Consider the following 8,987-nt stretch of genomic DNA (forward strand, 5'->3'; position numbering starts at 1 on the left):
GAATGGGAGAAGGCAGCGCGTGGCACGGATGCCCGGGAGTATCCCTGGGGCGATATGTGGGATGCGAGTCGAGCGAATACATCGGAATCCGGGAATAAGCGACTGATGCCGGTTGGGCGTTATCCATCGGGCGTGAGTCCTTACGGGTGCTACGATATGGCGGGGAACGCCTACGATTGGTGTTTCGATTGGTTCCACATGGAAACGTATAAATATTCACCTTCGGAGAATCCGTTGGGCGCGAGTGAGGGACGGCGAAAGGTGATTCGCGGGGGAGCGTGGATTGCACGTGGGGAATTCGCTGCGCGGTGTGCGAACCGGGCAGCCTATGAGCCGATCCGAGGGCTTCATAGCGTCAGTTTCCGGATTGCGATGGACCTTTGATATGCACATGAAACCTTTACACAAACACTACCAAGATTTTCGGGACGCGTTGTTGGCGTGGTTCAAGGTTTATCAACGCGATATGCCGTGGCGACACACGGAGGATCCCTACCGAATTTGGGTCTCTGAGGTGATGCTCCAACAGACGCAGGTCAAGAAGGTCGTAGCATACTATGAACGATTCATCGCACGGTTTCCCGATGTGCAACACTTGGCAGCCGCACCCCTACAAGATGTTTTGAAAGTCTGGGAAGGTCTGGGGTATTATGCGAGGGCGCGGAACCTCCACAAAGCTGCACAGGTCGTTGTAGATCAACTGGATGGGAAGATACCCGTGGATTATGCGAGTTTTCGGAAGTTGCCGGGTGTCGGAGATTATAGTGCAGCGGCGGTGCAGAGTATCGCGTTCAATGCCCCGTATGCCGCTGTGGACGGAAACATCAAACGTGTATTGGCACGCCTGTTTCTGATGGAGGCACCGATTAATGACGCAAAGTTAGCGAAGGTGTTTCAGCAGCAAGCCGATGAACTGTTGGATCCGAATGCCCCGGGATTTTTCAATCAGGCGATGATGGAGTTGGGCGCGACTGTGTGTCGTCCGCAATCCCCGACCTGTCTCGTCTGTCCTGTGAATTCGTTTTGTGAGGCGTTCCAGACGGCGCAACAGGACGAGTTTCCGTATCGGCGCGAGACGAAACCTATCCCGGAATACCATCTCGCTGTCGGGGTTATCTATAGGGATGAGAGGGTGCTGCTCACGCAACGGCAATTGGACGGTTTGCTCGGAGGTCTTTGGGAATTTCCGGGTGGCCAACTTGCTGAGGGTGAGACTGCCGAGGCGGCGTGCGTCCGACACATCGCTGATGTCGTCAACCTTTCTGTCACCGACGTGCGGTATCTCACACAGGTTAGGCATGCATATACGCATTTCAAGGTCGTTGTGGATGTGTTTCAGTGTGAGTATCAAGCGGGTGAGGTGGTTCTGAAGGGTCCACGGGATGCGAAATGGGTCGAGGTCACGGCACTAAAGGAGTATCCGCTCCCGCGTGTCACGCATAAGTTTTTAGAGAAGTTGATTGAGGATGGAACGTAATTATTTGTTTGTAGTAGCGCAATTCATGGCACTCAAAACGTGCGATGCATCGCACTACTACGAACTAAGAATAACCTCTAATTGGCTGATCCGAAACGTGCTTCGTATTTCTCCCAAACCTCATCGGGGAGCGGCGTGCTGGCGGCTATGACGTTCGCTTCCAGCTGCTCAGCGTTGAGGCTCCCGATATTGTTGCCCTGAATCCGCTCTTCTTTCAGGCAGAACTGGAGGGCAAGTTGAAGCAAACTTATCCCTTCTTCAACACACCATTCCCAAATTGGGTATGCTGCCGCAACATCACCCTCTTTTTTCCAACGTCCCCTTTCAATCTCAGCGTCAAGATCGACACCTGTGAGGATACCCCGCAGGATCGACCAGCCGTTCATGACCCCGATGTCGTGTTCAGCGGCGTAAGGGAGGATGTCGTCAGCGGCGTTCTGCCGGACGAGATTATAGTCGTTGAAGCAGAGAATGAGATCAACGTCGCCTGTTGCCATCGCCTTGAGATGGAAATCGTGGGGACGCATCCCGTAGCCGAGGAAGTGGACGAGTCCACGTGCCTTACATTGGAGCAACCCGTCAAGCGTGCCGCCCTTTTCCAGCGTGGGATCGATCTCGCCTGGGTCGTGGATAAGCATACCGTCGAAGTAGTCTACGCCGAGAAGTACGAGTTGGTCTTCGAGGTCGGCGATTGCGCGTTCGGCGGAATAATCGGGTCTCCCTTCTCCGTAGCCACCCCACTTCGCAGCCGAATGGCAGCAGAGGCGTCCCGTGATGATGACATCCTCACGGGCGATCTCCTTCAATGCCAGACCGAATTTCCGCATTGAGTCCCCATAACAGCGTGCACAGTCGAAGTGGTTCACACCGATGGATACCGAGTGTTTAACGAGATCCACAGCCTCTTCATCTGAGACGAAACCGAAGTTGTTTCCAAATCCTTGTGTGCCGAACGGAATAACGGGGATGTTGAGTTCCGTTCTTCCGAGCCGTCGCCTCGGAATTGTGGGAAGATCTTGATTGGTTTCCATAAAATTCCTCTTAATATTTGTCCGAACCCTCAAGCGGGAGTGGGACTGCCCAGATGTTCCGGTAGCGAACGTCGTTGCCGTGGTCCTGCAGTTTGAGTGGACCGGGTGTAGCCGCTTCTGAATCAATACTTCCGACAGTCGCGCCAGCGAGTTGGGCATTGTTGATAATCACCAAGCCGTTCTGAATGACAGTTATGCGTGGGCCCTCAGTCATTTCTCCGGCATCGTTGAAGCGCGGTGCTCGGAAAATAATATCGTAGGTCTGCCACTCAAGCGGTGGTTTGCAAGCGTTGACAAGCGGTGCGAACTGGTTGTAAATTGCCCCGCAATCACCCATCCCAGGGACTTCAATGCCGTAGGAATCCAAGACTTGGACTTCGTATCTGCCCTGGAGGAAGACACCGCTGTTGCCTTTTGCCTGTCCGGTCGCTTCGGGCATATCGGGGCATCTGAATTCGACGTGAACGAAGTGATCCGTGAAGGTTTCCTTGCTGATGACATCGCCGGTGCGTGGGACGACGAGCATTGCGTCGCCTGCCACCTGCCAACTGGGGGCGCTGCCGTCTAAGCTCGTCCAATTGCTGAGGTCTGTGCCATCAAAGAGGATGACTGCGGATTCTGGAGGTGTTTGTGCCATGAGTTTTCCTTTCACATGCTGTGCATGCGCAAATTGATGTTATGAAATGAGAATTTTTCACTATTTTAACGAAATTCGTTTTTTTGTCAAGCGAATGGATTGCACCGTTTCACGGCTGCGATGGAAGGGTTTGAAGGACGGGGATAACGTAACTGTGGATTGTATGACCGTCAACTGTATCCGTCTCCGCCCGGGGTTCCGAATTTTCACGATAATCAAACACCACGTAATACCCTTCTGTTCCGCCTTCCGACGTAAGGTATGTTGCGAGTTGCTGCTTGCCTGCCTGATAACTTCGCTCGCTGCGCCATACCTTCGTTTCAACGATGTAAGTCTGTCCGCTGTGTGAAATAACGAGATCGGATCTGCCCCTGCCGGTTGGGACTTCCAGGTACATAACGGCACCAACGATTTTCACCAACTCGTCGAGATACGCGAAGAGGAGGTATTGCCCTACGAATTCTTGGGGTGTATCTGGGACTTGGAGTATTCTGAATCCGGCGCGTGCGATAAAGTCCTTAAAATTTTCGATGAGCCGTTGCATTTGGAGTTGCCCGGTCGCCGCGATATATTCTGAAAAGTCGATAGCACCGTCTTCAGGAAAGTATTCGGCCTCAAGCCCATTTATAAGGGGTTTAAGTGCTTGGACAATGCAATGGAGGTAGATAGGATTGAGAATCTGGCATGCGCCATCTTGTCCCTTTGTGATCACACCATAGGTTGCGAGTTCACTAATGGTTTCATTATGGAAAGTAAAGTTGTAACTGCTTCCATAAAAAGCAATGCGCATGAGCATTCTTTCAAAGCGTGGGTCTCTACGAACATTTGTAATGAGATGTTCAATGTTGGTGTTTCTCTCCTCGACGAGTCGAGCGTGCGCTTGTGAAAAGTGGGATACCTGGATCGTTTCGGTTTCGGATATGTTGAGTTCCTCGGTGAGAATCTGCGCGAACCTATTGACGAGGAAAGGTTGACCGGCTGTCTGTTTATGGATCGTTTCAACGACTTTCGGCGCGAATTGTTGTCCAACCTCGTCGGTGTACTGGACAAGAAGTTCACTGACCTGTTCTAAAGTGAAGTTTGGGAGTGTGAACTCGTCCTGTATGTTGAACGGAGAGATGGATCTATCGTAGTTGAGTTGTGTGATGTTTTTAACCCCAATAATACCGAGACTATACGGGGAACGGACTTCGCGTCCAGTGAGGTATATCCGGCGGAGCGAACGGAGAAATCCGTTGATAGCCGCCCGTGGAATCCCGTCGAATTCGTCGATGATAAGGACGACCCGTTGGTTTTCCGCGAAGGGGGCAAACCGTTCAAAAAATTCGCGCATTGAAATGTGGTTCGTTATCTGTGCATGCGTCAGGAAGGTGTCCAGTTCTTGGGAAAGTTGCTCGCCGCGTTCTCGAAAGGCCTTCCGAATCTCTTTGGCAATTTCTTTATACAGCGAATGGTAAAAATCGGCAGGCGTTACGTCTTCGTATTCCTCGAAGTTGAGTTGTATTGGGAAGTAGTCTGTCCCTTCTGCCACAAGTGCCTTGAGCGCGTCTTGGAAGAACGTGGTTTTACCGGTCTGTCGTGGTGCGAACAGGACGATGTATCGTCCCTCCTTAACACGGGCGATGAAATCGGAAAGTTCCTCACGCCGGGCGACGACGTAATTATCTTTGGAATTGACGGGACCTTGGGTGCCAAACCGTCTCATGTTTTTCTCCTGTTGTCATAGATGCAAAACATTGTATCAGGTTTCCGTGTGAAAGTCAATTCGCAATCGGCGATCAGCTGTCGTTCGCGGAACAAGAAGAAAAAACTTTTTGAAAAAAGACGGTGGTGTGGTATAATAGAATTGTATTTGGGCGCATTCGGTGGACGCGCCTGCAATTATAGAGGATTGAGAAGCGAAACGTTATGCTAAAACCGAAACCCAGCATCGACACGATTCAGCCGTATCAGGGCGGTAAGCCGATTGAAGAGGTCCGGCGCGAACTCGGCATTACGACCGATATTATCAAACTGGCATCCAACGAAAATCCGTTCGGTCCCTCGCCGTTGGCGATGCAGGCGATCTCGGAGAGTGCGACCCAGGTGCATCTCTACCCTGACGGTAATGCCTATTACCTTAAAGCGGATCTCGCGGACTCTCTCGGCATTTCTGCCGAGCATCTAATTTTAGGGAACGGATCGAACGATGTGCTGCAATTCGTTGCTGAGGCATACCTCGCACCGGGCGATGAGGTTATCTATGCAGCCGGGGCATTCGTCGTCTATAGTCTTGTGACGAAGTTATGCAGTGCGACAGCGGTCGTCGTGCCGATGGTAGCGCATACACACGACCTGTCCGCTATGGCAGCAGCGATTACCGAGAAGACGAAGGTCATCTTCGTCGCGAATCCGAACAACCCTACCGGCACGATGGTCACGGCGGATGAGACAGCGGCGTTTATGGAACAGGTACCGGACGATGTGCTGGTTGTTTTTGACGAAGCCTATTATGAGTATGTTGACCGTTCAGACTACCCACAGACGCTCCCGTATGTGCTGGCGGGACGGAACTTCATCATCACCCGAACGTTTTCTAAAATTTATGGGTTGGCTGGGCTGCGTATCGGATACGGTATCGCGCCACCTCCGTTGATTGAAACGTTGAATCGGGTGCGCCAACCCTTCAATTGCAGTTTGGTTGGACAGGCGGCGGCGCGAGCAGCACTTAAGGATACCGCCCACGTTACCAAGAGTCGAGAACAGAACGCCGTCGGTAAAGCCTTCCTCTACGAGGTGTTTGATGACATCGGACTCCGTTATGTCGAAAGCGAAGGGAATTTCATCATGTTGCACCTCGAACAATCGGGAGGGGATGTCGCCGACGCACTTCTGAAGGAAGGGGTCATTGTGCGTCCAATTGAGGGCTACGGCTATCCGAATGCGGTGCGCGTAACGATCGGCACACAGCAGGAAAACGAAAAATTCATCAAGGCGTTAGGAGTTGTCAGCCATTAAAAAATATGAAAGAACTCATACAAATCAGTAACAAGCGTCCTACGCGAAAAATTATGGTGGGGAACGTCCCGATTGGCGGCGGCAGCCCTGTCTCCATCCAGACAATGACGACGACCTTGACGCGCGATGTTGATGCCACGTTAGCACAGGTGGAACGGTGTGCGGAGGCGGGTGCACAGATTGTCCGCGTTGCTGTCCCGGAAGAGCCGGACGCGAAGGCACTCGGTGCCCTTGTGAAGCGTGCCTCAGTCCCGATTGTCTCGGATATCCATTTCAACTACCGATACGCACTCGCCGCCGTAGACGCTGGCGTGGCGAAGGTGCGCATCAATCCCGGGAACATCGGTAATGAGCAACGGATTGCTGAGGTATTGTCTGCGGCGAAAGCCGCGAATATCCCGATCCGTATCGGTGTCAACGAGGGGTCGCTTGAACGGGATCTCTTAGAGAAGTATCCGTCCCCAACGGCGGAGGCGTTGGTAGAGAGTGCGATGCGGCACGTCAAGATTTGTGAGGAACACGATTTCCAAGACATCGCTATCTCCGTGAAGTCGAGCGATCCACTTCGGATGATAGAAGCGAACCGTCAGTTTGCGGCGAAAGTCCCGTATCCGCTGCATCTCGGTGTAACAGAAGCCGGAACGCCTCGACGTTCGCATGTTAAATCGACACTCGGCATCGGCACGTTGTTATTGGAAGGGATCGGGGACACCATCCGTATCTCGATTACCGGTGATCCCGTTGAGGAGGTTTTGACCGCGAAAGAACTCCTTCGGGCATTGGGTATGGCGGAAGACATGTTAGACGTTGTTTCCTGCCCGTTCTGTGGGCGTGGCGATCCTGCGGCGGACTATGAGAATATTGTCGCTGTCGCTGAGGCGCTTTTAGAGAAACACGGCATCAAAATTCCCGTCGCTGTGATGGGGTGTGAAGTCAACGGACCCGGTGAGACGCGCAATGCTGAGGTCGGTATCCACTTGGGCGGCAAGGAGCTTGCGGTTCTGAAGGTTCGCGGTGAACGGGTACGCACCTTCCGAGGGAAAGACGAGGTCAACCCAGAATTTTTGGCAAATGCGTTGTTAGAAGCCGCACAGCAGTTAGAGGCGGGATGAGAATCCTCTGAACTATGGTTATCAGAGATTTCATCATGGAAACCAATTACATAAATCACGGGGATGGTCAAAAAATAACTGGTCATTACGATGCGAAAAAACTTAATAATTAAAAAAATTCCTGTCCAGATTGGGGGGCTCGCGCTATTTTTCGCCGTTTACCATCTATTCCTGTATTACAGCATGCGCGAAATGTCTATCAATCTGGGTGCCGTGCGGTTTGAAAAGCACATTTTGCCGCTTTATGCTGAACCGAGTTTCGACTTAAGTTGGTGGATAGTGCCTGCCCTCGGGGTGTGTATCGGTTTTTTGTGTCTTTGTCAGAGATACCTACTTTCAGGCGCGGACAGTCGTCGGTTATTGATCGTTGCGGGTATCTGCTTCGTTGCGATTCATATCAGTGTCGCCCAAATTGATGGCTACCGAGAGTTGGAACGGGAGGGTGAGACGGAACGGGTTTTAACGCTTTTAGAACCCTATACGCGGACTTCATTGGAGTATTATGGCGATGTGCCGCGAATTGACGAACTCGGACTCGGCAGGTTTCTACGGGATTATAGCAAACCGGAATTGTTTAATACACTCTCAGGACATACGCGCACCCATCCGCCGGGGGGTGTGATTTTTTTATGGTTTTTTAGTAAAATCTTCGGTTACAATCTCGTATCGGCATCATTGATCTCGATTCTCTTCACGGCAATCGCAGTCGTTCCGATCTATCGCCTCGGTGAACATCTTTACGGGGAAAGGGTGGGTCGGTACGCCCTGCTCCTTTTTCTTATCACCCCCAACTTTGTGATGTTCACTGGCACGTCAATGGACGGTCCGTTCAGCGTCTTCCCTATCTTAAGCGTTTACCTGTTTTATAAAGCGCGACATCAAGAAACCCTGTCGGATCAGAAGTGGCATGAGCCCCGTCCTTACAGCATGTTAACGGGGATTTCGCTTGCGATTGGAATGTTCATGACGTATTCAACGGTCGTTGTGGGTGTATTCTTGTGTGTTGTCGCTTTACTGGAGCGAAAGCGATTCAGACAGTATCTGAAGGTCTTACTGTCCGCGGCTTCCGGATTTATCGGATTTTATCTCTTACTTTTCATCCTGACCGGATTCCGTCCGATTGAAGCACTCTGGGCGGCTATCAAGAAAGATGAGTTGGGCATGGGGACGGGATATGAGAGCGTTGGGCGTTATTTCCACCTGAGTTTCGCGAACCTGTTTGCGTTCCTCATCGGCGTAGGGTTACCGATAACGCTCGTGTGGCTACGGCAGATCGTTGTGGTATTGAAGGAGTGGCGGCAAAACGCTCACGCGTCTGAACACGGGAGTGATGGAACCCGTGTCCCTTGGATATTCCGTCATGATGAAGTGTTGGACACGTTCGTTATTGGTTTCCTCATCACGCTTGTTTACTTCACATTCTCGACGCTATTTACCATGGAGGTCGAGCGGATATGGATTTTCATGGTGCCGTTTTTCGTGATTCCCGTCGCGAAATACCTTACGACGCGCCCCATGTCGGACCTCTACTGGGTCGCAGGTCTCCTCGTTGCACAACTTATCGTCGGAGAGGTCCTTCTCTACACGTATTGGTGATGGAATGGTTGTCGGTTATGAGTTTTCAGTTTTTAGTTAAGAGGTTTTCGTCAGCCCGTAAGCGTAGCGGAGGGCGGATCTACGTGAAGTCAGGTTCATGTCCCGAACTGCCTCACCGACCCGCAAGGTAAAATTAA

Annotated in this window: 8 protein-coding genes; 5 read left to right on the forward strand and 3 right to left on the reverse strand. The window is 51.8% G+C overall.

Annotated features, from left to right (window positions below):
• Both F4X88_18090 and mutY read left to right on the forward strand, forming a co-directional pair.
• A partial coding sequence (locus tag F4X88_18090; protein ID MYA58198.1) for a formylglycine-generating enzyme family protein occupies positions 1–384 on the forward strand: 384 nt, incomplete at its 5' end.
• Position 385: 1 nt separating this feature from the next.
• Entirely contained in the window at positions 386–1,477 is a 1,092-nt protein-coding gene (mutY, locus tag F4X88_18095) for an A/G-specific adenine glycosylase (GenBank protein MYA58199.1), read from the forward strand.
• A gap of 77 nt (positions 1,478–1,554) precedes the next feature.
• Here the strand turns inward: mutY and F4X88_18100 are convergent, their stop codons facing one another.
• The 3 genes from F4X88_18100 to F4X88_18110 form a co-directional block, all read right to left on the reverse strand.
• A complete protein-coding gene (locus F4X88_18100; GenBank protein ID MYA58200.1) occupies positions 1,555–2,508 on the reverse strand; it encodes an aldo/keto reductase in 954 nt (317 codons plus the stop codon).
• A 10-nt stretch (positions 2,509–2,518) separates the two neighbouring features.
• A complete protein-coding gene (locus F4X88_18105) occupies positions 2,519–3,145 on the reverse strand; it encodes a DUF1080 domain-containing protein (GenBank protein ID MYA58201.1) in 627 nt (208 codons plus the stop codon).
• Positions 3,146–3,254: 109 nt separating this feature from the next.
• Positions 3,255–4,850, reverse strand: a complete 1,596-nt coding sequence (locus F4X88_18110; protein ID MYA58202.1) for an AAA family ATPase — start codon at positions 4,848–4,850, stop codon at positions 3,255–3,257.
• 203 nt (positions 4,851–5,053) lie between these two features.
• Here F4X88_18110 and F4X88_18115 point away from each other — a divergent pair, with 203 nt between their 5' ends.
• The 3 genes from F4X88_18115 to F4X88_18125 all read left to right on the forward strand — a co-directional run bounded on the left by F4X88_18115 (position 5,054) and on the right by F4X88_18125 (position 8,850).
• Complete coding sequence (locus tag F4X88_18115; protein ID MYA58203.1) at positions 5,054–6,142, forward strand: histidinol-phosphate transaminase; 1,089 nt, start codon at positions 5,054–5,056, stop codon at positions 6,140–6,142.
• 5 nt (positions 6,143–6,147) lie between these two features.
• A complete protein-coding gene (gene ispG / locus F4X88_18120; protein ID MYA58204.1) occupies positions 6,148–7,254 on the forward strand; it encodes a flavodoxin-dependent (E)-4-hydroxy-3-methylbut-2-enyl-diphosphate synthase in 1,107 nt (368 codons plus the stop codon).
• Between the two features lie 90 nt (positions 7,255–7,344).
• A complete protein-coding gene (locus F4X88_18125) occupies positions 7,345–8,850 on the forward strand; it encodes a glycosyltransferase family 39 protein (GenBank protein MYA58205.1) in 1,506 nt (501 codons plus the stop codon).
• The last annotated feature ends 137 nt before the right edge of the window (positions 8,851–8,987 follow it).

Source organism: Candidatus Poribacteria bacterium (genome assembly GCA_009839745.1).
In the GTDB taxonomy this organism is placed as follows: Bacteria; Poribacteria; WGA-4E; order WGA-4E; family WGA-3G; genus WGA-3G.